This window comes from Pandoraea morbifera (assembly GCF_902459575.1).
GTDB classification, from domain to species: Bacteria; Pseudomonadota; Gammaproteobacteria; order Burkholderiales; family Burkholderiaceae; genus Pandoraea; species Pandoraea morbifera.
Genome location: NZ_CABPSD010000008.1, coordinates 193,341 through 217,790, shown reverse-complemented (window position 1 = coordinate 217,790; position 24,450 = coordinate 193,341). Strand labels below are relative to the sequence as shown.

Here is a 24,450-nt window from a genome sequence, read left to right as displayed (position 1 = left end):
GGAGACAGTGTTTTGAACCAAGGCAACAACACGGCGGCCAGCCCGGACATCGCCGCGCACCGCTATCGGCCGGTCAGCATCGGCAATCCCGGTGTCGAGGTGCGTCGCGACGGCGAGTTCTGGTATCTGCGCTCGCGTGAAGCGCTGGGCGACTTTCCCGAGCGATTGACCGATCGGCTCGTGTCGGGCGCGGCCCGGCATCCTGACCGGTGGCTGATCGCACGGCGCGGTCCCGACGGCGCGTGGATCGGCATCACATACGCGCAGATGCTGTTGCGCGCGCGCGCCATCGGTCAGGCGTTGCGCGATCGCGGGTTGTCGGCGCAGCGTCCCATCGCGATCCTGTCCGGCAACGATCTCGAACATTTTCAGTTGGCCCTCGGCGCGATGTATGCGGGCGTGCCGTTCGCGCCGATTTCGCCGGCGTATTCCATCGTGTCGACGGACTTCGGCAAGCTGCGCCACACGCTGGGTGTGCTGCGCCCGGGCCTCGTCTACGCAACCGATGCGAACGCCTACGGCAAGGCGATGGACGCAGTGCTGGGCGAGGATGTGATTCGCGTCACGGCGTGCGGTGACGGCGGCACGCTGGGTTTCGACGCGCTGCTCGAGGCGGTGCCGCGCGATATCGACGCCGCGCATGCCCGGGTCAACGGCGACACCGTGGCCAAGATCCTCTTTACGTCCGGCTCGACGCGTTCGCCGAAGGCGGTGCCGACCACGCAGCGCATGCTGTGCAGCAATCAGCAGATGCTGCTGCAAACCTTCCCGACCTTCGGCGAGGCCCCGCCGGTGCTGGTGGACTGGCTGCCGTGGAATCACACCTATGGCGGCAGTCATAACGTCGGTATCGCGCTGTACAACGGCGGCACGCTCTACATCGACGACGGCAAGCCCGTCGCCGGGAAGTTCGAGGAGACGCTGCGCAACCTGCGCGAGATTTCGCCGACCGTCTACTTCAACGTGCCGAAGGGATGGGAAGACCTTGCCATCGCCCTCGAGCGCGACGCCGCGTTGCGCGAGCGCTTCTTCGCGCGGGTGAACCTGTATTTCTTTGGCGGGGCGGGACTGTCGCAGGCGGCGTGGGACCGGCTGGAGCGCGTGACGGAGCAGCATTGCGGCGAGCGCATTCGCATCATGTCGGGGCTGGGCATGACCGAGACGTCGCCGAGCTGCATGTTCACGACCGGGCCGATCATGCGCGCGGGGTACATCGGCTTGCCGGCGCCGGGCTGCGAGGTCAAGCTCGCCCCCGTGGGCGGCAAGCTCGAAGTGCGGTTTCGCGGGCCGAACGTCATGGCCGGGTACTGGCGACATGAATCCACCGATCCGGTATTCGACGAAGAGGGCTACTACCGCACCGGCGACGCGGCGACGTTCGTCGACCCGGCGCACCCGGAGATCGGCCTGCAATTCGACGGACGCATCACCGAGGACTTCAAGCTCAGTTCCGGCACGTTCGTGAGCGTCGGTCCGTTGCGCGCCCGTGTGATTTCGGAAGGTGCGCCTTACGTCCAGGACGCGGTGGTCACCGGCATCAATCGCGACGACATCGGCCTGATGATCTTTCCCCGCGTGGAGGATTGCCGACGCCTGAGCGGCCTGCCCAACGATGCGCCGCTGGCCGACGTACTCGCCGCGCCGCCCGTGCGGGACGCCTTCACGACACTGCTGGCAACGCTCAACGCGTCGGCGGGCGGCAGCGCCACCTACGTGGCCCGCCTGATGTTGCTCGACACGCCGCCGTCGCTCGATCGCGGCGAAGTGACCGACAAGGGCTCGATCAATCAGCGCGCGGTGCAGGATCATCGCGCGGCCGCGGTCGAGGCATTGCACGCGGCGTGTGAGGGCACGCCCCACATCATCCTCGCGCCCGCGAGACGCTGACATGCACGAACCGAAACTGCAAAGCGCGGCGCACGACATTGCGTTCGTGCTGGACACGCTCGGCGTGGGCGAGGCGCTCACGCGCCTGGCGCCCTACCGGGAGCTCGATACGGCAACGTTGGTGCAGGTCGTCGACGAGGCGGCGCGCTTCGCGCGCGAGGTACTCGCGCCACTGAACGCCGTAGGCGATCGGGAGGGTTGCTCGTGGCGCGACGGTGAGGTGCGAACGCCTGCCGGCTTCACCGACGCCTACCGCCAGTACCGCGATGCCGGCTGGCCGTCGCTGCCGTGCGATCCGTCACTTGGCGGGCAGGGCCTGCCGGTGGTCGCGCAAGTGGCCGTGCAGGAACTCACGGCGGGCGCCAACCTCGCCTGGACGATGTATCCCGGCATCCTTCATGGTGCCTACGAGTGTGTCCACCGTTTCGGTAGCGAGGCATTGCGCGAGACGTGGCTCGGACCGTTGGTGAGCGGAGACTGGCTCGCGACCATGGCCCTCACCGAGCCGGGAGCGGGCAGCGATCTGGGCCAGATCCGCACGCGCGCCGAATGGGTCGACGAAGCGTCGGGCACGGTGCGCGTGACCGGCGAGAAGATATTCATCTCGGGCGGCGAACAGGATCTCACGCCGAACATCGTGCACCTTGTGCTCGCCCGGACGCCGCAAGCCCCGGCCGGAAGCGGCGGTCTGTCGCTGTTCCTCGTGCCCAAGGTGCTGGCCGGCGGCGAGCGCAATGCCGTGCACTGCACCGGCATCGAGCACAAGATGGGCATTCGCGGCAGCGCCACATGCTCGATGGCCTTCGAGGGGGCGATCGGGTATCTGGTCGGCCAGCCGCATCGCGGACTCGAAGCCATGTTCGCGATGATGAATTCGGCGCGGCTGCATGTGGGGGCTTCGGGCGTCGGGCTGGCGCAGCAAGCATGCGAAATGGCCGAGCGTCACGCGAACGAGCGGGTGCAGTCGCGCGTGCCCGGCGCGCCGGCCGGTGCCCCCATTGCCCGGCATCCCGCGGTATGGCGTCTGCTCGAAGGGCAACGTGTAGCCGTCGAAGGCGCACGATTGCTGTTGTATCGCGCCGCGCTGGCCATCGACGAGTCGCATCACGCCGATTCGGCGACAGCGCGGGCGCAGGCGGATGCGCTGGCGGCGCTGCTCACGCCGGTGGTCAAGGCGATGTCGACCGAACAGGCTTTCCACGGGGCGAGCGCTGCGTTGCAGGTATTCGGCGGCTATGGCTATGTCGAGGAGACGGGCATCGCCCAGTACCTGCGCGACGCCCGTATTCCCATGATCTACGAGGGCACCAACGAGATCCAGGCCATCGACCTGATGCTGCGCAAGATCGCGCGCGACGATGGCGCGGTGCTGTGTCAATGGCTCGCCTGGGCGCGCGCGCAGGCTGCCCAGGCGCGCACGCTCCCCGGTCTCGACGGGTTCGGCGCCGCCATGGCCGTGCTCGACGAAGGCGTGACGGTGCTGCCTCAGATCGTCGCTCTCACACATTCCTCGCCGCGCGCGGCGCTGTGTGTGGCCGGCGAGATGATGCGCGTGGTTCACGGGTTGTCGCTGGCGGGCTTGTGGGCGCAGGCAGCGCTCGCGGAGCATCGGGTGGCAGCATCCGGCCAATCGGGGCACGGCGGCAAACGTCGCGCCGCGCGCCATTGGCTGAAGTTCGAACTGCCGGAGACGCGCCGGGCGCTGGCGATCGTCGCGGCGCAGATCCTCGATCCGGAGACGGCCGAATGAATCTCGACAAACTCGTCGCCATCGATACGCACGTGCACGCCGAAGTGTCGTGCTGCCAGCCGCCGGACCTGTTCGGCAAGGCCTTCGACGATGCCGCCGACAAGTATTTCGGCACCGTGCTCAAGCAGAACCGCCGGCCCACCATTCCCGAGACGATCGCGCATTACCGGGAGCGCAACATCGGCTTCGTGATGTTTACCGTCGATTGCGAGGCAAACATCGGGCGCCGCCGCATTCCGAACGAAGAGATCGCGGGCTATGCCCAGGAGAATGCGGACATCATGATCGCGTTCGCGAGCATCGATCCGCACAAGGGTCGCATGGGCGTGCGCGAAGCGCGACGGCTCGTCGAGGAATTCGGCGTGCGCGGCTTCAAGTTCCATCCGACCATGCAGGGGTTTTTCGCCAATGACCGCATGGCGTACCCGATGTACGAGCTGATCGCGGAGTATCGCCTCACGGCCGTGTTCCACAGCGGACATTCGGGCATCGGATCCGGCATGCCGGGCGGGGGCGGTTTACGGCTCAAGTTCTCCGAACCGATCCACCTGGACGATGTGGCGACCGACTTCCCCGAGATGAACATCGTGATCGCGCATCCGTCCTGGCCGTGGCAGTCTCAGGCCCTGTCGATCGCGCTGCACAAGCCGAACGTCTACATCGACCTGTCGGGCTGGTCACCGAAGTATTTCTCGCCGGAACTGATCCAGTACGCCAACTCGTTGCTGCGGGAGAAGATGCTGTTCGGTTCCGACTTTCCGCTCATCGCGCCCGATCGCTGGCTGCGCGACTTCGAGACCGCCGGCTTTCGCGACGAGGTCAGGCCGCTGCTGCTCAAGGACAACGCGGTGCGCATGCTCGGGCTGTCGACGCCAGGACATGCGGCGGCCGGGTCTCATGGATGAGGGCTCGCGCGTGAGCGCTTCAGCGCAGCCCCGGCACGCCGTAGCGCACGCGCGCCGCTTCGCGCATGGCGCTGATGAGCGTCTGCTCGGGCGGGGTCGGCACGGTGTCGTTGCGCCACAGAATGCCGATGGATTCCTCGGTCCCTTTCGTGGCGAAGGGCAGCGCGCACAGCGTGCCTTCGGCGAGATCGTCCTGCACGGTGATCTCGGAGGCGATCCACACCACGTCGTCGCGCAACGTCATGGCACGGGCGAGCGACATCGAAAGCAACTCGGAATAGTCGTCGAGCGTGCCCACGCCATGCGCTCGCAAGAAGCTGTCGGCCGTATGACGCAGGATCGTGCCATGCGGCGGCAGGATCACGTGATGGTCCGCGAGATCGGCCATCGACACACGACGCTGCTGGACGAGCGGATGCGCCGGGCGCACCACCACGCACAACGGCGTGGCGCAAAGGTGCTCGAACGTGAGCCCCGCCATGCCCTCGGGGTCCGACATCCGGCCCAGCGCGAGCGTCATTTCGCCGGACTTGAGCCGGGTGAGCAATTGCTGGTTCGCACCGGTATGCACCTGCACCACGATGCCGGGCCATTCCCGCCGGAACGTCTCGAGCACGGCGGGCATCATGGCGGCGGCCAGCGTGGGCAGCACGGCAAGGGAGATCACGCCGCCGGTCTGGCCGACGGCACGCGAGAGCACGTCGATGCCCTGGCGCAGCGCGCTCACGCTCGCCCCGGCATGCCGCAGGAACAACTCGGCTTGCGCGGTGGGCCGGGCGCCGTTGCGCCCGCGCTCGAACAGGCGCACGCCAAGCAGGCCCTCGAGTTCGGCAATCGTCTTGCTCACGGCGGGTTGCGTGATGGACAGGGCCTCGGCGGCGCGCTGAAGGCTGCCGTGCTGCGCCACGGCCAGCAGGCATTGCAGATGGCGCAGCTTGATGCGCCCATCGAGTAGATGTCTTTCCATGCCGGAAAGTTATGAAAAGCCTAAGAAAATGTCAATAAATATATCCTTTGATTATGGATATAGTGTCGAAAACCGACCGGTGACAGGCCACGGCGCCTGCCCGGACAGACAACACGAAATGGAGTGAGACCATGTCGAACACGACAACCGTCCTGCGCCCGCGCGACTGGGATTCGCATCCCAGGCTCATCGACAGCGGATACAAGTCCACGGCGTTGCGCGGCCCCAAGCAGTTGCTCATCCCCGTCAAGCAGAACCTCGCCGATCTGCGCTCGCCGGTCTACGGAAACGGCATCATCGGCGCGCTCGACGGTGATCTCACGCGTAATGCGGTGCGCAACGGCGAGCCCCTCGGCGAGCGGATGATCGTCACGGGCCGCGTGCTCGACGAGGGCGGCCGCCCGGTGCCCAACACGCTCGTGGAGCTGTGGCAGGCCAACGCGTGCGGCCGCTACGTGCACAAGGTGGACCAGCACGACGCGCCGCTCGACCCGAACTTCCTCGGCGCCGGCCGCGCGCTGACCGATGCGCAAGGCCGCTACAAGTTTCTGACCATCAAGCCGGGCGCCTATCCGTGGAAGAACCACCACAATGCATGGCGTCCGCAGCATCTTCACTTTTCGGTGTTCGGCCACTACTTCGCGACTCGCCTGGTGACGCAGATGTATTTCCCGGGCGACCCGCTGCTGGCCTACGACCCGATCTTCCAGGCCACGCCGGCGCACGCCCGCGACCGTTTGATCGCGCGCTTCTCGATGGATATCACGGAGCCCGAGTACGCGCTGGGTTATGAATTCGACATCGTGCTGCGCGGTGCCGACCAAACGCCGATGGAGTCCTGAGTCATGTCCGATTACCAGCAAACGCCGTCGCAAACCGTCGGCCCGTATTTCGCCTACGGCCTGTCGCCGGAGCAGTACCTGTACGACTTCAAGAGCGCCTTCACGCCCGTGGTGGCCGGCGATCGCGCCGAGGGCGAGCGCATCCGCCTGATCGGCTGCGTATACGATGGCGCGGGCAATCCGATCAACGATGCCCTGATCGAAGTGGTGCAGGCCGACGCGCACGGCAACTACGTGCGCACCGCCGAAGACATCGAGCGCACCGGCTTTGCGGGCGCCGGCCGATGCGGCACCGGCACCGATGCGGAGAATCGCTTCGTCATCGAGACGGTCAAGCCGGGCGCCGCCGCGCCGGGCGAGGCACCGCGCATCGACGTGATCCTGACGATGCGGGGCTTGCTCAATCATCTGTTTACGCGTATCTATTTCGACGACGAGGCATCGGCCAACGCGGCCGACCCCGTGCTGCAGCAAGTGCCGGCCGAGCGGCGCCACACGTTGATCGCCCGCCGCGAGGTGACCGGTGGCCGTGTGTCGTATCGGTTCGACATCCGCATGCAGGGCGACGAGGAGACGGTGTTCCTCGACCTCTGATGTCGGTCATGCAAGGCTGAAACTGGCGCGGCCTCGGGCTGCCGGCACGATGGTGCCGGCGGCCCGAGGTCGTATCTGCATTTTTGCAACGCACCAACCATCGATTCTCCGATGACGGAACTGCTTGACTCCTTGCTGCGCGGCTCCGCCGTGACGGCGCGTTTTTCGCGCGACGCCACGCTTCAGGGCATGCTCGACTTCGAAATGGCGCTTGCCGCCGCCGAAGCCGAAACCGGAGTAATTCCGGGCGCAGCCATCGCTCCGATTGCCGCCGCCGCGCGCGCCGACGACCTCGATTGGCCCGCGCTGCGCGATGCCGCGGCCCGCGCGGGCAACCTTGCCATCCCCCTGGTCAAGCAACTCACCGCCCTCGTTGCCGCGCGCGACGCCGAAGCCGCGCGCTTCGTGCACTGGGGGGCCACCAGCCAGGACGCCATCGACACCGGCCTCGTGCTGCAAGTGCGCGGCGCGCTCGACGATCTCGGCGCCGACCTCGACGGCCTGCTCGCCCAGCTGGCCGAGCAGGTCCGGCAGCACCGCGCCACCGTCATGGTCGGACGCACCTGGCTGCAGCATGCCTTGCCGATCACGTTCGGCCTCAAGCTCGCCGGCACGCTCGACGCGTTGCTGCGCGCGCGGGCAGAATTGGCCGAGGTGCGCGAGCAAGCCCTGTGTGTGCAGTTTGGCGGTGCGGCGGGTACGCTGGCGTCGCTCGGCGAGCATGGGCCCGCGGTGGCCGCGGCGCTTGCCCGGCATCTCGGCCTGCGCAACGCCGCGACGCCCTGGCACGGCCAGCGCGACCGCATTGTGCGCGTGGGCAGCTGGGCCGCGTCGCTCACCGGCTCACTGGGCAAGTTCGCGCGTGACACGGCGATGCTCACGCAGACCGAAGTCGGCGAGATCGCGGAGGCGTCGGGACCGGGACGCGGCGGCTCGTCCACCATGCCGCACAAACGCAACCCGGTCGGCTGCGCGGCGATACTCACCGCCGCGGCGCGCACGCCGCAACTCGCCGCCACGCTGTTCTCCGCCATGCAGCAGGACCATGAGCGTGGTCTTGGCACCTGGCACGCCGAATGGGAAGCATTGCCCGAACTGCTGATGTTGTGCGGTGGGGCCTTGGCGACGGCACGCACGCTCGTGGCGGACTGGACCGTCGACACCGCGCGCATGCGCGAGAACGTGGACATCACGCGCGGGCTGATCATGGCCGAGGCCGTGACCATGGCGCTGGGCGAGTCCATGGGCCGGCTCGAAGCGCACCGCCGCGTGGAGGCCTGCTGCCGCGAAGCCATCGCGCGGCAGCGTCATCTGCTCGACGTGCTGCGCGACGACACCGAGATCGCCCGCACCCTTTCCGGCGAGACGCTCGAACGTCTGGCCGATCCGCAACATTATCTGGGCGCCGCAGACACGTTCGTGAGCCGTGTGCTCGCGCTGGCCGATGCGGCGCTCGCGCTCAACCTTTCCGGCAGGAAATCCCAATGAACGATCAGGAACGCTACGACAACGGCATGCAGGTGCGCCGTGCCGTGCTCGGCGATGCGCACGTGGACCGCTCGCTCAGCCACATCAACGACTTCAACGACGACTTCCAGAATTTCATCACGCGCTTTGCCTGGGGAGACGTATGGACACGTCCCGGCCTCACGCGCCACATGCGCAGCATGGTCACTCTCTCGCTGCTCATCGCGCTCAACCGTGGCGATGAATTTCGCATGCATGTGCGTGCCGCATTCAACAACGGCGTGACGCGAGAGGAGATGAAGGAACTGTTCCTGCATGCCGCGCTGTATTGCGGTCTGCCCGCGGCGAACCAGGCGATCCACGACGCAGAGAAAGTCTTCGCGGAGATGGAAGCCGCCAACCCCGGTTCGACCACGCGCGCGCGCGATGGCGCTCAGGGCTGAGGAGGCGGACCGCATGACGATGGAACGTTTGATCGAAGTCGACGGCGCCACGCTGCGTGTGGCGATCGATGGCGACGAGAGCGCACCCGCGCTGGTGCTGTCGAACTCGCTGGGCACCACACTCGACATGTGGGCACCGCAGGTGCCCGCGCTCGCCCGGGAATTCCGGGTGATTCGTTACGACACGCGCGGCCACGGCGGATCGTCGGTGACGCCGGGTCCGTACACGATTGGCCAGCTCGGCCGCGACGTGCTGGCACTGCTCGATGCGCTGAAGATCGAGCGCGCGAGTCTGGCGGGCGTGTCGATGGGCGGGATGACGGGCATGTGGCTGGGCATTCATGCACCGCACCGCCTGGCGCGTCTGGCGATCGTGTGCTCGTCCGCGCACATCGGCGGCGAGGACGGCTGGAACGCGCGCATTCGTGCTGTGCAATCCGATGGCATGACGGCCGTCGTCGATGCGGTGGTGTCGCGCTGGTTCACGCCGGCGTTCGCAGAGCGCGAACCGGCGCTCGTCGAGCGCATGAAAGCGATGTTCCGCTCGCTCTCGGCGACGGGGTATGCGGCGGCGTGCGCGGCCGTGCGCGACATGAACCAGCTCGACGAGATCGCGGCGATCGAGGCGCCCACGCTGGTCGTCACCGGTGAGGGCGATCTCGCTACGCCGCCGGCCATGTCGACGGCCATCGTGGAGCGCATTCGCGGCGCACGCCAGGTCATCGTGCCCGGCGCGCATCTGTCGAACATCGAATGTGCGAGCGCCGTGACCGAGGCGCTGCTGACTTTCCTGCGGGGGAAGACGCCGGTCGGCGCATGAACGGCGCCGCGCCGATGAGGGCGTGAGAGCGCGGGGCGGGGCGCGCGACGGCGTTGCCCCGCCAACCCGCCAACGCGCCACAGAGGTTATGGTTCGTCGCCCAGATGGGCGTGTTGCGCGTCGCGCCGGAAAGCCGAAGGCGTCACGCCGACATGCCGCTTGAATACGCGGCAGAAGTAGGCCGGGTCCTGAAAACCGAGCTCGTATGCCACGTGCGACACGGGCGCGGGGATATAGATGAGCTTGCGCCGGGCCTCGAGCATCAGGCGATCCTGCACCAGATCGAACGCCGACTTGCCCGCGATGCGGCGGCACAGCCGATTGAGCTTGCTCTCGGTCACGTGCAGTCGTTCGGCATATGTGGGCACCGACCAGGCTTCGGTGTAATGCGATTCCACGAGCGCGCGAAAGCGTGCGAAAAGATCCAGTTCGGTACGCCCCGCGCGGGTGGCCGAATCGTGGTGCGCATGCAGCCGTGCGAGCAGCAGCAGCACGCTGCGGGTGAGCCAACCGACCATTTCCCCGTGCCCCAGTTGCGGTCGCGAGAATTCGTCCATGATCAAGCCGAGCAGGGTGTAGAGACGATCGCGCGTCTGGGGGGCGTCGCCGAGCGTGAAGAGCCAGGGCTTGCGCAGCAGCGCGGCCATGTCGGCGTCCGCGCCGATGGACGTATCGAACGGCACGCTCTGTGCCATGGTCAGCACGAAGCCGTGCGCGCCGCGCGAGAAGCGGAAGTTGTGCACCGCCGAAGGGTGCACCGTAATGACGGCCGGTCCCTCGACGACCCAGGTGGACTCGTCGACGTTGGCTTCGACCGTGCCCTCGAATATCGCGAGTACCTGAAACAGCCCCAGATGGCGGTGCGTGTCGATGTGCCAGTCGTAGAGTCGGCTGCGCGTTTCGATCCATTCGATATGGACGAAATCCGCACTGTCGGTTTCCGCCATCTCGCCATACAGCGAAAATTCGGGGATCGTCTCGCGCGCCGCGCGCAGCCGGGATGACGCGCCTGACATACTGGTTTTCCCTCGGGCGAAGTTGTCGAAAAAGTACAAGAAAGTCGTCGATTCATCCATTCAATGCGACGCGCGTGCTCCATAAGATATGACGCATTCGCTCCTCGTGACAAGGTATGAGAGCCGCTTTCGACATGCTCGTTTACGCGCAGTCCTAAGGGGAGGCAGCGTGCGAAAGGCAGCCAAGAAATGCAATCCGCACGCTTGCCGTATTTCATGCCGCGACCTGCCCGGCAGGCGCTACCCGCACGAGGACGTAGCCATTACAGGAGACAACTCATGCGCACTCATTACCCCGTCGTCATCGTGGGGGCCGGTCCCGCCGGTCTGCTGCTTTCCCATTTGCTTCACCTGCAAGGCATTGCGTCGGTCGTGCTCGAATCGCGCTCGCGCGAGGCGGTCGAATCGACGATTCGCGCCGGTGTGCTGGAGCAAGGCACGATGGACATCCTCAACGAAACGGGCGTCGGCGAGCGCATGCGTCGCGAGGGCGCGGTGCATCATGGCGTGGAGCTCGCCTTCGGCGGCGAGCGTCATCGCATTGCGCTCACCGAACTGACGGGGCGTGCCATCACCGTCTACGCTCAACACGAAGTCATCAAGGACCTGATCGCGGCGCGCGAAGCGGTGCAGGGCGAGATGCTGTTCGACGTCTCCGACGTGTCCGTCCACGACATCGACAGCGCGCAGCCGAGCGTACAGTTCACGGCGAACGGCCAGACGCATCGCCTGACGTGCGACTTCGTTGCCGGTTGCGACGGCTTTCACGGCGTGTGCCGCCCCGCGATGCCCACGTCGGTGCGCAAGGAGTACCAGCGTGTGTATCCGTTCGGGTGGTTCGGCGTGCTGGTGCAGGCGCCGCCGTCGTCGGACGAACTGATCTACGCGGCGCACGAACGCGGCTTCGCGCTCATCAGCACGCGCTCGCCCACGGTACAGCGCATGTACTTCCAATGCGACCCGAGCGAGCGGGCCGAGGATTGGACCGACGAGCGGATCTGGCACGAACTGCAAACGCGCACGCAGACGACCGACGGCTGGCGCCTGACCGAAGGCCCGATCTTTCAGAAGAACGTGGTCGCCATGCGCAGCTTTGTCGCCACGCCCATGCAGCACGGCCGCCTGTTCCTGGCCGGCGACGCCGCACACATCGTGCCGCCGACGGGCGCGAAGGGCATGAACCTCGCCGTGGCCGACGTCTGGCGTCTGGCCCGCGCGCTCGATGACTTCTTCCATCGTGACAGCGAGGCCGGGTTGCGGGGATACTCCGAGGCGGCGCTCAAGCGAATCTGGCGCGCTGAGCACTTCTCCTACTGGATGACGCGCATGCTGCACCGGCTCGACGACGCGACGCCGTTCGAGCAGCAGATGCAACGCGCCGAACTGGAATACGTGGTGAGTTCGCGCGCGGCGTCACTCATGCTGGCCGAGAACTACGTCGGATTGCCGTTGGCCTGATCGCGCCAGGCCGCAAAAGGGCTGGCGTAGTGGGTGGGCGGCTGCCTGGCCACCGTAGCTGCCGCGGCCGGCGCCGCCGTCCATAACCCCCTGTTATGGATGGCCTGACGAAAGATCATTTCGGGGAGCGGTCGAACGTCGTACAGTAGCGTCGGAATTCGAGACGCCGCCGGGCAGGCAACGCGCGCTACCCCCGACCCAAGGCACGCACACGGGCGACGCCGGATTCCAATAACAATAATGGGATGACAAGCGGGGCGGCCACGCCCCCAGGAGACAGTTTCATGACGCAACCGCGCACGGTGGATGTGCCCGCCTATATCAACGCACAACGCTTTTCCGGCTATCAGTGGCTGGTGCTGATCCTGTGTTTCTTCATCGTCGCCATCGACGGCTTCGATACCGCTGCCATCGGCTACATTGCGCCGGCGCTCGTGCAGCAGTGGCACATCGACAAGGGCTCGCTCGGACCGGTGCTCTCGGCGGCGCTGTTCGGCCTGGCGGGCGGGGCGATCTTCGCCGGGCCGCTCGCCGACCGGCTCGGCCGCAAGACGATGCTGGTGCTCTCCGTGGTCTTCTTCGGCGTGGCGAGTCTTGCCACGGCGTTCGCGCAGGATCTCGAAACACTCACGGTACTGCGCTTTCTGACCGGCCTCGGGCTGGGCGCCGCCATGCCCAACGCCGTGACGTTGATTTCCGAATACGCGCCCCAGCCACGCCGCGCGGTGATCGTCAACACGATGTTCTGCGGGTTCCCGCTCGGCGCCTCGGTCGGCGGCTTCGTCGCCTCGTGGCTGATTCCGCATTTTGGCTGGCACAGTGTGCTGGTGCTCGGCGGCGTGCTGCCGCTGGTGCTGTCGGTCCTGTTGGTGCTCTGCCTGCCGGAGTCGGTGAAGTTCCTCGTGGTGCAGGGCAAGCCGATCGATCGCGTACGCCGCATTCTGTCGCGCATTTCGGGGGAGTCGCTCGACGATGTGGGCGTGTTCACGGTGAACGAAGCGGCGCCGAAGCATGCCGGCTCGGCCATCGGTGTCGTGCTCTCGAAGCAATACGGCTTCGGCTCGCTGATGCTGTGGGTCACCTACTTCATGGGCCTCGTGATCTTCTATCTGCTCACGAGCTGGATGCCGATCCTGTTCAAGGACGCAGGCTTCACCATCGAACGCGCGGCGCTGATCACCGCGCTATTCCCGCTGGGCGGCGGCATCGGCACGATTCTGTCCGGTTGGTTCATGGATCGGTTCAACGCGCAGAAGGTGGTGGCGGCCGGATACGCGCTCACGGCAGTGCTGGTGTACGCGGTGGGGCAGGCGATGGGCAATATCGGACTGCTGGTCGCGCTGATCTTCCTGGCCGGTACGGCGATGAACGGCGCACAGTCGTCGATGCCGTCACTGGCAGCCATGTTCTACCCGACGCACGGCCGCGCCACGGGCGTGGCGTGGATGCTGGGCATCGGACGCTTCGGCGGCATCGCCGGCGCGTTGCTCGGCGCCGAACTGATGCGTCGTCATCTGGGCTTCGCCTCGACGTTCTCGCTGCTCGCGATTCCGGCCCTGATCGCCACCGTCGCGCTGCTTGCCAAGAACGCCTGGGAACGTGCCAATGGCCTGAGCGCGGCCGCCGCGGCCGATGCCCGCAATTCCGCCGCGATGCACTGACTGTCGGCGGCGGCCGCCGCCCCATGCGGCAGTACCGAACGCGGCGCCAGGTGCGCCGCTTTTTTTTCGCCGGCGCAACGGCGGTCAGTTGCGCCGGCGTCCGAGATGAATCATGCGCTCGCGGACTTCCTCCTCGGAGCGCCAGTGCTCGGCCGGCTTGACGAGGTCGCTGCGGCTGATGATGCCGATCAGCTTGCGCGACGTGGCGTCGCTTACCACCGGCAGTCGCTCCAGATGATGTGCGGCGAAGCGCGCCGAGACGATGCGCCCGGTTTCCGACGGCAGTGCCACGAGCGGCGGATTCACCCCGTAAAGTTGCCCCAGCGTTTGCAGCCCTTGCGTTTGCGCGCGCGTGAGCGCCTGGCGATCCACCATGCCGAGCACGCTGTGCGCGGCGTCGATGACCGGGTACGCGCGATGACGCTGTCCGGCGCCGAACGCCGTGCGAGCCGCCTCGTCGATCGACATGGCGGCATCGAGCGATTCCGGTTCGCGCGTCATCAACTCGCCCACGTGCAGGCGTTCGAGTGGGTCGACGCCGTACTCGCGGTGAATATGGCGCCCGCGCCGCGCGATCTTCTCGGTCATGATCGAGCGCGGCATGATCCAGATCGTCACACCGTAGGAGATGCCGCAGGTCAGCAGCAGCGGCAGCAGGGCATTGGCGTCGTGCGTGAGGCCCAGTGCGAACACGATCGCCGTGAGGGGCGCGCCAAGCACCCCGGCCAGCGTGGCGGCCATGCACACCAGCGCCCACAGCGAGACGTCGCCGCCGGGCAGTACCGGGGCGAGCAGCGTGCCCAACCCGGCGCCGATCATGAGCAACGGCGCAAGAACACCGCCCGATGTGCACGAGCCGAGTGCAATCGCCCAGATGATGGCTTTCACGAGCAGCAGGGCGAGCGCGGCATGCATCGTGAAGTGACCGTTGAGCAGGTCGGCGATCACGTCGTATCCCACGCCAAGCGCGCGCGGCTGGAAGTAGCCGCCGATGCCGACCGCGAGACCGCCGATGGCCGGCCACCACATCCAGTGCACCGGCAGTTTGTGAAAGGCGTCTTCGATGGCGTAGAGCGCACGCGACATACCGGCGGACAGCATGCCGGCGCAAACGCCGGCGATCACGCACGAGAGCAGCGCGATCGGAGCGACGGCCGGCGTCGTCAGCGGAAAGAGCGGACCGGCGTCGAGCAGCAGCGGTCGGGCGAAGCCCGCGACCGCGCAGGCCGTGATGACCGGCAGCAGGCTGCGCGGTCGCCATTCGAACAGCAGCAGTTCCACGGCGAGCAACACGGCCGCGACCGGCGTGCCGAACACTGCCGTCATGCCGGCGGTCGCACCCGCAACGAGCAGCGTCTTGCGCTCGGCGGCGCTCAGGTGAAAGTGCTGTGCGATGAGCGAACCCAGGGCGCCGCCCGTCATGATGATCGGGCCTTCCGCGCCGAACGGCCCGCCGCTGCCGATCACGATGCCCGACGACAACGGCTTGAGGACGGCCACGCGCGGCGACATCTTGCTCTTGCCGAACAGAATGGCTTCGATGGCTTCCGGAATGCCGTGGCCGCGGATCTTGTCGGTGCCGAAGCGCGCCATGGCGCCCACGATCAAACCGCCGATCACCGGTAGCGCGATCACTGCCGCACCGAGCGTGTGATTGGCCGGGGAGTGCGGCGCGAAGGACAGCGTCTGGTAAAAGAAGAGGTTCGTGAAGCCCTGAATCAGGTTGAGCAACAGCCACGCGGCGGGCACGCCGCAAAAGCCGATGACGGCGGCCAGCGCAATGAGGCGTGGCAGGCCGGGCGAACGCGAAAAGTCGCGGGCATGCTCGGGCGCGGCCATCGGGGCGTGGTGCGAAGACGTGTGAGGAACGGATGCCATGACAAATGCCGGATTACAGATGAACGCCACGAATGTGGAAGATGTCCGCGAACGTGCTCAACTCGTTGCGGTGCTGCGCTGCCAGATTTGCCAGGCACGCCTCGCCCGAGGCGCTGAGATGCACCTCCACCACGCGACGATCGCTCTCGTTCTGGCGACGCGTGACCAGGCCGGCCTTCTCGCAACGCGCCACGAGCGCCACCACACTGTGATGCACCGCTTGCAAGCGCTCGGCCAATTCACTGATGGACGCCCAATCGCGCCCCGGTATACCTTTCACATGCAGTAGCAAAAGGTATTGCTGTGGGGTAATTCCCTCTTCGCGCGCGGCCGTCTCGCTGAAATTCAGAAAGCGTCGCAGACGGTAGCGAAACTCGGAAAGTGCCTCGAAATCGCTCTTTGTCAGGGCATCGGCGGTGATCTGTGGATTCTCAGAAGGCATAAATCGAAGGACGAGAGAAGGGGATGTGTCCGAAAACGCAAAAATATATCATATCGCGATATATTGGGCCGACTTAGGGATACCGGGGATGACAAACGGGGCGGCGTGCGTGCAGAATCGCGAAAAAACGAGACTCAGCAGTGACTGGAACTCGAACCCCGCCGAGACGCTGAACGACCGGATTCGGTGTCCTGAGCGCGGGGCGACCTCTGACAGGGAGGAGACATGGCTTCCACGGTCCGACGCCGCTGGCGTACGGGTACGTTGTTGTTGCTGTCGGTGGCACTCGGCTCGACCGTTGCCGCCTATCACTACGCCACCGGCTTCGAACTGGGCGGCGGCGTTTTCCAGCAGATCGGGTTCGGACGTCAGGGCACGTCGTCCGCGCCGGCATCGCGCGCACGTGGAGCACCGTCTTCCTGTTCGGGAGGCGACTGTCGCGACGAAGCATCGCCTCCGGCCCATTGAGTTTGCGCCGCCCGCGCTCGCGACTTGCGGCGCTTGTCGTGTTCCGTCTTGCCCTCACGCGCAAGGTAAGATCCCGCGATGGACTCCCTCATCGCCGCTTCCGCCCGCGCGTTGGCCGCGGGCGATCCGCTTGGCGCGCTGCGCCGCGTTGCCCTTCGTGACGACCCGCCGGCGCTCGCGCTGCGGGGCATCGCGATGGCGCAACTCGGCGAGTATCCTCGTGCGCGTGAGTTGCTCAAGCGTGCCGCGCGACGCTTCGGCGCGCATGACGCCCTGGCGCGCGCGAGGTGCGTCGTCGCCGATGCCGAAGTCGCGCTCGCGACGCGAGACCTCGACGGCACGACGCGAGCGCTGCAGGCGGCGGCCGTCACACTCGACGCCCACGCCGATGTTCCCAACGCAATGCTCGCGCGACTGCTCGTCGCGCGTCGCCTGTTGTTGTTAGGCAAACTCGACGCAGCAGCGCAAGCACTTCGGGATGCGGCTTCGCCAGACGTACCCGCTCGCCACGCCGCCGTTCATGCGCTGTGCGTCGCGGAGCTTGCGCTGCGAACGCTGCGCATTGACGACGCGCGCCGCGCGCTTGCGAATGCCCAGAGCGCCGCGGTCGCCGCGGACGTGCCCGCGCTCTCGGCCGAGGTCCAAAGCCTTCGCGACATGCTCTCTCGCCCCGCGGCACGGCGATGGACGGCCGGGCGCGAAAGCGCGCTGGATCTCGACGGCGTGGCCGCGCTGCTGCATGGGGATTCACTTGTCGTGGACGCCTGCCGCCGCGGTGTCGGCATTGGCAATCTGTGGCGCCCGCTCGCGCGCCGCCCGGTCCTGTTCGCGCTCGCGTTGCCGCTGGCGCGAGCCTGGCCGGGCGATGTTGCGCGTGAAACCCTGATCGCCGAGGCGTTCCGCCTGCAACGTCCAGACGACACGCACCGCGCGCGCCTGCGCGTGGAGATCGGCCGCCTGCGCGCGCTGCTCAAAGACATTGCCGAGATCGATGCGACGCCGGCCGGCTTTGTGCTGCGCACCCCTGCTGGGAGCGGCGTATCGGTGCTGATGCCGCCTATCGATGGTGAGCGTGCGTCGCTGATCGCGTTGCTCGCCGATGGCGCTGCCTGGTCGACGTCGGCGCTCGCGCTCGCCCTTGGCGCGAGTCAGCGCACGGTGCAGCGCGCGCTCGGCGAGCTACAGGCGCAGGGGCGCGTGCGCTGCGTGGGACGCGCGCGTGCGCGTCGCTGGATGGCGCCGCCCCTCACGGAATTCGCGACGACATTGTTACTCCCTGCCGGATGGTCGTTTGGCTAGAGTGAACCTGCACGCCAAACGTGGCGTACCAACAGGAGCCTGACATGAAGCATCAATCTCAACGAATTCCCCGCCAAGCGGCAGTCAGCGATGCCAGCATCATCTCGGAGTACGGACCGTTTCCGGGCGTCGACCGGATTCATGGCGTGACCTTCGACGGCGTGCAGGTCTGGGCGGCCACCGGCGAGACCCTGCTCGCCTTCGACCCGGCCAGTGGCAAGGTGCGGCGTACGCTCGATGCCCCGAGCGACGCTGGCACCGCGTTCGACGGCAAATATCTCTATCAGATCGCCGAAGCGCGCATCGACAAGATCGATCCGTCGACCGGTCGCGTGGTGCATACGATCGCCCTCACGCACGGCAGTGGCAGCAATTCGGGACTGACGTGGGCCGAGGGCAGCCTCTGGCTGGGCCAGTATCGCGACCGCCGCATCTTGCAGATCGACCCGCAGGACGGACGCGTGCTGCGGACCATCGAGTCCGATCGCTTCGTCACCGGTGTGACCTGGGTGGACGACGAACTCTGGCACGGCACGTGGGAGAACGACGAGAGCGAACTACGTCAGGTCGACCCGGTCGACGGCGAAGTGCTCACGCGCGTGCAGATGCCCGAGGGCATTGGCGTGAGCGGACTCGAATACGACGGTCACGGCCTCTTCTACTGCGGCGGCGGACACAGCGGCAAGGTGCGTGCCGTGCGCTACCCCAAGGCCTGAACGTCGCGCCGACCGCGTGTCGCTCAAGGCAGGCTATCGACCTCGATAGCCTGCACCAATTGAATAGATTTTAATAATCAATTTCAATAAATCGATAGCTATCGGCATACTGGCAACACTTTCCACCCAGTCAGAGAGACACCGATATGCCGATCATCAACACCCAGATCAAGCCGTTCAAAGCCCAGGCCTACCAAAATGGCGACTTCATCACCGTGACCGACGAGACCCTCAAGGGCAAGTGGTCGGTGGTGGTGTTCTACCCGGCGGACTTCACGTTCGTGTGCCCGACCGAGCTGGGCGATCTGGCCGACCATTACGAGGAATTCAAGAAGCTGGGCGTCGAGATCTACAGCGTCTCGACCGACACCCACTTCACGCACAAGGCCTGGCACGACACGTCTGACACGATTGGCAAGATTCAGTACCCGATGCTGGCTGACCCGACGCTCGCCATCTCGCGCAACTTCGACGTGCTGATCGAGGAGGAAGGTCTGGCGCTGCGTGGCACGTTCGTGATCAATCCGGAAGGCGAGATCAAGCTGTGCGAAATTCACGACAACGGCATCGGTCGCGACGCCAAGGAACTGCTGCGCAAGGTGCAGGCCGCGCAATACGTTGCCGCGCACCCGGGCGAAGTCTGCCCCGCGAAATGGACGCCGGGTGCCGAGACGCTGAGCCCGTCGCTCGACCTGATCGGCAAGATCTAAGTACCGCGCAAGGCCGCAGCAAGCGCCGCGCCGGTCACGTCGCGGCGTCTCGCCGGTGCGTCGGTTCCCTAAACCCGTCGCACCGGCACCCGAATTCCGAGTTACCGATGCTTCCTGCGCCAGCCATGTGGCCGACGCGGCGGATCTCGCTCACCCTCGCTCAATCCATTCACGCTATCGAGACGGAAAACACGCCATGTTGGACGCGAACCTCAAAGCCCAATTGCAAACGTACCTTCAGAAAGTCACGCGGCCGATCGAGATCGCCGTGTGGCTCGACGACAGCCCGAAATCGGCCGAGATGAAGGCGCTGGTCGACGAGATCGCACCGCTCAGCGCGCAGATCCGCGTGGTGCGGCGCGACGACGCGCAGGAGCGTCGTCCGTCGTTCGCCATCGGCACGCCGGGCGAGGCGCCCCGTATTCGCTTCGCCGGACTGCCGATGGGGCACGAATTCACCTCGCTCGTGCTGGTGCTGCTGCAAGTCGGCGGGCACCCGGTGAAGCTCGACGATGACACCATCGCCCAGATTCGCGCGCTCGACGGCGACTTCCGCTTCGAGACATATATCTCGCTGTCTTGCCAGAACTGCCCGGAAGTCGTGCAGGCGCTCAATGTCATGGCGCTCATCAATCCGCGCATCCAGCAGATAACGATCGACGGTGCGCTGTTCCAGGGCGAAGTCGAGGCGCGTCAGGTGATGGCAGTGCCGACCGTGTTTCTCAACGGCGAGTCGTTCACGCAGGGCCGCACCAGTGTGAAGGAATTGCTGGCGAAGCTCGACACCGGGGCGACGGCCCGCGCCGCCAAGGCGCTCGAGAACAAGCCGGTCTATGACATGCTGATCGTCGGCGGTGGCCCGGCAGGCGCGGCCGCCGCGATCTACGCGGCCCGCAAGGGCATCGCGACGGGCGTGGTGGCGGAGCGGTTCGGCGGTCAGGTGCTCGACACCATGGCCATCGAGAACTTCGTCTCGGTGACGCACACCGAAGGCCCGAAGTTCGCCGTGGCGCTCGAGCAGCACGTCAAGACGTACGACGTCGACGTCATTGACACGCAACGCGCCGAAGCGCTGATTCCGGGCAGCATCCACGAGGTGCATCTGGCCAGCGGCGCGGTACTCAAGGCGCGCGCGGTGGTGCTGGCTACCGGCGCGCGCTGGCGGGAAATCGGCGTGCCGGGCGAGCGCGAATACCGTAATCGCGGTGTGGCGTACTGCCCGCACTGCGACGGCCCGCTCTTCAAGGGCAAGCGCGTTGCGGTCGTGGGTGGCGGCAACTCGGGCGTGGAGGCGGCCATCGATCTCGCGGGCATCGTCAGGGAAGTCACGCTGATCGAATATGGCGCGCAACTGCGTGCGGATGAAGTGCTCCAGCGCAAGCTGCGCAGTCTGCCCAACGTGCGCGTGCTCACGAACGCTCAGACGACCGAAATCACCGGCGACACGCAAAAGGTCAACGCACTCGTGTATCGCGATCGCGTCTCGGGTGAGACGTCGACGATTGCGCTCGAGGGTGTGTTCGTGCAGATCGGCCTGGTACCGAACACCGAGTGGCTCAAGGGCACCGTGGCGCTGTCGCGCCATGGCGAAATCGAGGTTGATGCGAAGGGGGCGACGTCGGTGCCTGGCGTGTTCGCGGCGGGCGACGTGACGACCGTGCCGTTCAAGCAGATCGTCATCGCCGTGGGCGAGGGCGCCAAGGCATCGCTCGGCGCCTTCGAACACCTGATGCTCAGCTCGGTGGAGGACGACGCCGCACAGGCGCCGCGCGAGGCCGTCGCCGCCTGAGGCCCGACAACGTCTCGCCATGCCTCGTGCGATGGGTTTGCGCAAGACACGACGCCGTGTCGCGGAATCGCGAGAGCGAACCGCGCACGGCGTTTTTCTATGGCAGGTTCTCGCGAAAAATCACCTGGCTGCGATTGGCCTCCACACCCGCCGTGAGTTCGCGCTTTTCGCGAAGATTGGCGAAGATGCGCACGCAATTCATGATGGCGCTTTGCGGACTTTGCGTAATCACGGCATCCATGGAGCCGTCGATGAGCAATGCTCGGGTGTCGGGGGTGAGCCCGTGGCCGATGAAGACGACCTTGTGCTGCTTGCCCGTTGCCTTGAGCGCCTGTCCGATGCCCTGCGCCCCACCCCCGATGTTGTAGATCGCCGCGAGATCCGGATGTTGTTCGAGCAGCGCGCGCGCCTGACGATAGTTGACTGCTTCGTCGTCGTAGCCTTCGCGCAGGCCGACGACCTGCATGTGCGGGTACTGCTCGGCAAACAACTGCAGGAAACCGGCTTCGCGCTCGACGTGCGCCTTGTAGCTCAGTGAGCCGGCGATGAGGGCGACCTTCGCGGCGCGCTCCGGGCCCACGAAGCGGGCAATGAGGTAGGCCGCCGTTCTGCCGGCCGAGCCGTTGTCGAGTCCCACGTAGGCGATGCGTCGCGAATGCGACAGATCGGACACCAGCGTCACGGTGGCGACCCCTTCGTCGGCGAGCACGCCTACCGCCTCGCGAACGCTCGGATGCTCCAGCGGCATGAACGCCACCCCGTGACATCCCCGCCCACGGCGCAGCAGCGTCGAGGCCAGTGCCTGGGGATCGAACCCCTGGATGAACTGCACGCGGCAGTTGACGTTGTACGGCGCCCACTGCGTTTGCGAGCATTGCACCCATTCGCCGAGCATGCGCAGGAACTTGCTGCTGCGCCCGGGAAGCACGAACAACACTTGCGTGGGCGGCGTGGCGCGCACGGCTTCGAGTTCGGGCTCCGGCAAGTATCGGAGTTCGCCTGCCGCAAGGAGCACGCGCTGCACGGTCGTTTGTCGCACACCCGAGCGCCGGTGCAGCACGCGGTCGACCGTCGCCGTGGAAACCCCGGCCAGCCGCGCGATATCCGCCAGATTGGGCATGTTGCGTCGCATCGTCTTCCTGTCTCCCGTGTCGTCCGGCGCCGTGACGCGGCGCGCTCTTCCACAGCATACTTCATCAAAACCCATCAAATCGCATCAGAAAAACGGGTTGGCGAATCGGTGCGGCCGCCCCTATCGTACGACCTCGGATGCGCTGTCCGTCTACCGGGCAAGCGGCAGGAACGAACGCAGAAACCAACACAAAAGCAAAGGAGACAGGGCCATGGCAGCAACGGGAGCGAGCGCGTCGCGACGGCTGGAAGGCCGCGTTGCGCTGGTCTTCGGCGCGGGATCGGCGGGCGACGGTTGGGGCAACGGCAAGGCGGCCGCCGTGGCATACGCGCGGCAGGGCGCCAGGGTGGTGGCCGTGGATCAGGATCGGGCGGCGGCCGAAGTGACTCGCCAGATCATCGCCGACGAGGGCAACGACGCCATTGCGCTGGCGGCCGATGTCACGTGCTGGGACCAGGTCCGTCAGACCGTGGCGGCCACCGTAGAAGCGTATGGCCGGATCGACGTGCTGCACAACAACGTCGGCATCACGTCGCAGGGCGGGCCGGTGGAAACCTCCGAGGCGGTGTGGGACCGGGTCATGGCGGTGAACGTCAAGAGCATGTTCCTGACCTGCAAGGCGGTGCTGCCGGGCATGCAGGCACAGGGCAGCGGCGCCATCGTCAATATCGGCGCGCTGGGCGGCGTGCGCTGGACCGGTTACGCCTACTGCGCTTATGCCGCGTCGAAAGGGGCCGTCAACTCGCTCACGCAAAGCGTGGCGCTGCAATATGCATCGCAGGGCATCCGGGCGAACTGCATTTTGCCCGGTGTGATGGATACGCCACACATCTACCGGCAAATCTCGGGCTTCTACGCGAGCGAGCAGGAGATGGTGGAAGCCCGCCATCGCCTGTCGCCGACCGGACGCATGGGCGACGGGTGGGACGTTGCCCATGCGGCGGTGTTCCTGGCCTCGGACGAGGCGCGCTATATCAACGGTGTGGAGCTGCTCGTCGACGGCGGCATGCACGTTCGCTGCAATTGACACGGCGCACCCGGCCATCGGTGTGCCGGGGTGTCACGGAGGGTCGTGCCGACGCGGTGTTCCGCCGCTCGCACGGTTGCGCCATAACCACAATATCAGGAGACATGCGGATGACCAGCTCAACTTCTCAGGGCCGACGCAACGTATTGCGCGCACTTTCCGCCTTGCCGGCATTGGGTGCCGCGGGCGTGGCAGGCGTGACCGGCGTGACCGGCGTATGGCCGCGATCGGCGCGCGCCGCCGCGCCGGAATTCGTCTTCAAGTACGGCAACAATCTGCCCGTCAGCCATCCGTTGAACATTCGTGCGCAGGAAGTGGCCGCGCGTATCGCCGCGGAAAGCCGCGGTCGCATGGAGTTGCGCGTGTTCCCCAACAACCAGCTGGGCGGCGACACCGACATGCTCGCGCAGGTGCGCAACGGCGGTATCGACATCTTCAACGCCGGCACCATGGTGATTGCGACGCTCGCGCCCATCAGCGCGATCACGGCCGTGGGCTTCGCGTTCTCGAACTACGACCAGGTGTGGCATGCGGTCGACGGCCCGCTCGGCAACAGCATTCGCGAGGCCTTCGCCAAGACGGGCCTCTACACGTTCGAGAAGATGTGGGACAACGGCTTCCGTCAGATCACCACCGGCAACAAGCCCATCGCCAAGGCGGCCGACCTCTCCGGCATGAAGATCCGCGTGCCGGTCAGCCCGATGGGCATCTCGCTGTTCAAGTCGCTGCAAGCCTCGCCGACGAGCCTGCAGTTCAGCGAAGTCTATTCGGCCCTGCAGACACGCGTGGTCGACGCGCAGGAGAATCCGCTGGCCATCGTGCAGACGGCGAAACTGTATGAGGTGCAGAAGTACTGCTCGCTCACGAATCACAGCTGGGACGGTTATCACCTCGTGGTCAACGGCCGGTCGTGGCGCGCGCTGCCCGAAGATCTCAAGGTAATCGTGGCGCGCGCGTTCAACGAGGCGGCCATCAAGCAGCGCGAGGACGTCTACAAGCTCAACACGGGGCTGCAGAGCGAACTGGCGAGCAAGGGGCTGGCATTCAACGCGGCGCCGCCGGAGACGTTCCGCGCGCAATTGCAGAAGTCGGGCTACTACGCCGAATGGCAGAAAAAATTCGGCGCTCAGGCCTGGGCGCTGCTCGAAGCCACGGCCGGCAAGGTGGCCTGAGATGACG

22 protein-coding genes are annotated in these 24,450 nt (G+C 66.3%); 17 read left to right on the top strand and 5 right to left on the bottom strand.

Annotated elements, in window-relative coordinates:
- Positions 1–12: 12 nt before the first annotated feature.
- The 3 genes from PMO31116_RS15135 to PMO31116_RS15125 are packed head-to-tail and all read left to right on the top strand — an operon-like array spanning position 13 to position 4,542.
- Complete coding sequence (locus PMO31116_RS15135) at positions 13–1,887, top strand: feruloyl-CoA synthase (protein WP_150567436.1); 1,875 nt, start codon at positions 13–15, stop codon at positions 1,885–1,887.
- A gap of 1 nt (position 1,888) precedes the next feature.
- Positions 1,889–3,637, top strand: coding sequence for an acyl-CoA dehydrogenase family protein (locus PMO31116_RS15130; RefSeq protein ID WP_150567435.1), 1,749 nt, complete (start codon positions 1,889–1,891; stop codon positions 3,635–3,637).
- Positions 3,634–4,542, top strand: a complete 909-nt coding sequence (locus PMO31116_RS15125) for an amidohydrolase family protein (RefSeq protein WP_150567434.1) — start codon at positions 3,634–3,636, stop codon at positions 4,540–4,542. Before PMO31116_RS15130 ends, PMO31116_RS15125 begins: the two co-directional genes overlap by 4 nt.
- A gap of 19 nt (positions 4,543–4,561) precedes the next feature.
- On the opposite strand, the gene pcaQ is transcribed toward PMO31116_RS15125, so the two are convergent.
- Positions 4,562–5,509, bottom strand: a complete 948-nt coding sequence (gene pcaQ / locus PMO31116_RS15120; RefSeq protein WP_150567433.1) for a pca operon transcription factor PcaQ — start codon at positions 5,507–5,509, stop codon at positions 4,562–4,564.
- Positions 5,510–5,640: 131 nt separating this feature from the next.
- On the opposite strand from pcaQ, the gene pcaH reads away from it, so the two are divergent.
- The 5 genes from pcaH (at position 5,641) to pcaD (ending at position 9,675) form a co-directional block, all read left to right on the top strand.
- Positions 5,641–6,351, top strand: a complete 711-nt coding sequence (gene pcaH / locus PMO31116_RS15115) for a protocatechuate 3,4-dioxygenase subunit beta (protein ID WP_150567432.1) — start codon at positions 5,641–5,643, stop codon at positions 6,349–6,351.
- A 3-nt stretch (positions 6,352–6,354) separates the two neighbouring features.
- On the top strand, positions 6,355–6,945 hold the full coding sequence (pcaG, locus tag PMO31116_RS15110; protein ID WP_023597310.1) for a protocatechuate 3,4-dioxygenase subunit alpha: 591 nt from the start codon (positions 6,355–6,357) through the stop codon (positions 6,943–6,945).
- Between the two features lie 111 nt (positions 6,946–7,056).
- Positions 7,057–8,433, top strand: coding sequence for a 3-carboxy-cis,cis-muconate cycloisomerase (locus PMO31116_RS15105; RefSeq protein WP_150567431.1), 1,377 nt, complete (start codon positions 7,057–7,059; stop codon positions 8,431–8,433).
- Positions 8,430–8,855: a 4-carboxymuconolactone decarboxylase gene (gene pcaC / locus PMO31116_RS15100; RefSeq protein ID WP_023597308.1), complete on the top strand. Its 426-nt coding sequence runs from the start codon at positions 8,430–8,432 to the stop codon at positions 8,853–8,855. Before PMO31116_RS15105 ends, pcaC begins: the two co-directional genes overlap by 4 nt.
- A gap of 13 nt (positions 8,856–8,868) precedes the next feature.
- Positions 8,869–9,675 carry a 3-oxoadipate enol-lactonase gene (gene pcaD / locus PMO31116_RS15095; RefSeq protein WP_150567430.1) on the top strand — a complete coding sequence of 269 codons (807 nt, stop codon included), beginning with the start codon at positions 8,869–8,871 and terminating at the stop codon, positions 9,673–9,675.
- 86 nt (positions 9,676–9,761) lie between these two features.
- On the opposite strand, the gene PMO31116_RS15090 is transcribed toward pcaD, so the two are convergent.
- Positions 9,762–10,691, bottom strand: coding sequence for a helix-turn-helix domain-containing protein (locus PMO31116_RS15090; RefSeq protein ID WP_174971365.1), 930 nt, complete (start codon positions 10,689–10,691; stop codon positions 9,762–9,764).
- Positions 10,692–10,970: 279 nt separating this feature from the next.
- On the opposite strand from PMO31116_RS15090, the gene pobA reads away from it, so the two are divergent.
- The gene (gene pobA, locus PMO31116_RS15085; RefSeq protein ID WP_150567428.1) at positions 10,971–12,149 is read left to right on the top strand and encodes a 4-hydroxybenzoate 3-monooxygenase; all 1,179 of its coding nucleotides are present in this window, start codon (positions 10,971–10,973) and stop codon (positions 12,147–12,149) included.
- Positions 12,150–12,433: 284 nt separating this feature from the next.
- Complete coding sequence (locus PMO31116_RS15080; protein WP_150567427.1) at positions 12,434–13,810, top strand: MFS transporter; 1,377 nt, start codon at positions 12,434–12,436, stop codon at positions 13,808–13,810.
- A gap of 84 nt (positions 13,811–13,894) precedes the next feature.
- Here PMO31116_RS15080 and PMO31116_RS15075 read toward each other — a convergent pair whose 3' ends face one another.
- On the bottom strand, positions 13,895–15,649 hold the full coding sequence (locus PMO31116_RS15075; RefSeq protein ID WP_150567475.1) for a chloride channel protein: 1,755 nt from the start codon (positions 15,647–15,649) through the stop codon (positions 13,895–13,897).
- A gap of 52 nt (positions 15,650–15,701) precedes the next feature.
- Entirely contained in the window at positions 15,702–16,130 is a 429-nt protein-coding gene (locus PMO31116_RS15070; protein WP_150567426.1) for a MarR family winged helix-turn-helix transcriptional regulator, read from the bottom strand.
- A gap of 225 nt (positions 16,131–16,355) precedes the next feature.
- Between PMO31116_RS15070 and PMO31116_RS15065 the strand changes: the two genes are divergently transcribed.
- From PMO31116_RS15065 to ahpF, 5 genes are all read left to right on the top strand, one after another.
- Positions 16,356–16,598 (top strand): hypothetical protein, encoded by a 243-nt coding sequence (locus tag PMO31116_RS15065; protein WP_150567425.1) that lies wholly within the window; start codon positions 16,356–16,358, stop codon positions 16,596–16,598.
- Positions 16,599–16,676: 78 nt separating this feature from the next.
- Positions 16,677–17,897: a helix-turn-helix domain-containing protein gene (locus PMO31116_RS15060; protein ID WP_150567424.1), complete on the top strand. Its 1,221-nt coding sequence runs from the start codon at positions 16,677–16,679 to the stop codon at positions 17,895–17,897.
- A 44-nt stretch (positions 17,898–17,941) separates the two neighbouring features.
- The gene (locus PMO31116_RS15055; protein ID WP_150567423.1) at positions 17,942–18,613 is read left to right on the top strand and encodes an NHL repeat-containing protein; all 672 of its coding nucleotides are present in this window, start codon (positions 17,942–17,944) and stop codon (positions 18,611–18,613) included.
- Positions 18,614–18,759: 146 nt separating this feature from the next.
- On the top strand, positions 18,760–19,323 hold the full coding sequence (gene ahpC, locus PMO31116_RS15050; protein WP_150567422.1) for an alkyl hydroperoxide reductase subunit C: 564 nt from the start codon (positions 18,760–18,762) through the stop codon (positions 19,321–19,323).
- Positions 19,324–19,519: 196 nt separating this feature from the next.
- A complete protein-coding gene (gene ahpF, locus PMO31116_RS15045) occupies positions 19,520–21,112 on the top strand; it encodes an alkyl hydroperoxide reductase subunit F (RefSeq protein ID WP_150567421.1) in 1,593 nt (530 codons plus the stop codon).
- Between the two features lie 97 nt (positions 21,113–21,209).
- Here the strand turns inward: ahpF and PMO31116_RS15040 are convergent, their stop codons facing one another.
- On the bottom strand, positions 21,210–22,244 hold the full coding sequence (locus PMO31116_RS15040; protein ID WP_246185307.1) for a LacI family DNA-binding transcriptional regulator: 1,035 nt from the start codon (positions 22,242–22,244) through the stop codon (positions 21,210–21,212).
- Positions 22,245–22,455: 211 nt separating this feature from the next.
- Here PMO31116_RS15040 and PMO31116_RS15035 point away from each other — a divergent pair, with 211 nt between their 5' ends.
- Entirely contained in the window at positions 22,456–23,271 is an 816-nt protein-coding gene (locus tag PMO31116_RS15035; RefSeq protein WP_150567420.1) for an SDR family NAD(P)-dependent oxidoreductase, read from the top strand.
- Positions 23,272–23,381: 110 nt separating this feature from the next.
- Positions 23,382–24,443: a TRAP transporter substrate-binding protein gene (locus tag PMO31116_RS15030; RefSeq protein WP_150567419.1), complete on the top strand. Its 1,062-nt coding sequence runs from the start codon at positions 23,382–23,384 to the stop codon at positions 24,441–24,443.
- Positions 24,444–24,450 lie beyond the last annotated feature (7 nt).